Raw genomic sequence first — 671 nt, 5'->3', positions numbered from 1 at the left:
GTGCTGCTCGATGTGGCCTGCCTCTACGAATACCTTATTGATCGTGCCGTTCGCGGTGGCGGTCACGGCGTAGCTTTGTTCTCCAATGACAATCCCTTTTCCCGTGACCTTATCCGTGATTGGCACGAAAAGTAGCGCGATGGCCACAATTGGAAATAACCAGTATTTAGCTCGGCTACTTGTATCGATTTTAAAACTCGCGGCCATTTTTGCGATGGCCTCTGTTCCAGTTTCATCGACTACGTTATGACTCAACAAGACGATTTGCGTTTTGCCCAGGGGAATGACGGTCACATACTGATCGTTTATTGTGCTCCCATGTTTTGCTTTTTTAAGCTGTTTTTGGTCGGCACTGCTTAGATCGCGCCTTGAGGCTAATATGCGTCCACGTTTGCGAATAATCCCGGTGCCTTCGCTTTTAAGATAATAAGTGCAGACGAGCTTGATGAATAACCGGAGGATTTCTTTTTTATCATCGCGTGCAGCGACCATCTGGGTCGCAAGCTGCATCCCGGCTCTGAGTTCCTGGTTGATGTCATTGCTCGGCAATGTTGGTAGGGCTTTGTTCATGCAATCACTGGACGATGACGCGCATACCGGGGATAGCATCTGCACTGTTGGTAATATCCGCTTCTACGCTAAACACACCGTTTTCGTTGATGTAGTTTGAT

At 48.1% G+C, this 671-nt stretch carries 1 protein-coding gene; it reads right to left on the bottom strand.

The genetic code is table 11. The annotated features are described in order from the left end of the window. Positions 1-570: hypothetical protein (locus GY683_RS01655; protein WP_297287099.1), on the bottom strand; the 570-nt coding region annotated here is incomplete at its 3' end. Positions 571-671: the final 101 nt, after the last annotated feature.

It is taken from the genome of Moraxella sp., from assembly GCF_024227015.1.
Classification (GTDB): domain Bacteria; phylum Pseudomonadota; class Gammaproteobacteria; order Pseudomonadales; family Moraxellaceae; genus Moraxella.
Note: the sequence above shows the minus strand (reverse complement) of the source record. Positions and strands in the feature narration are given on the sequence as shown.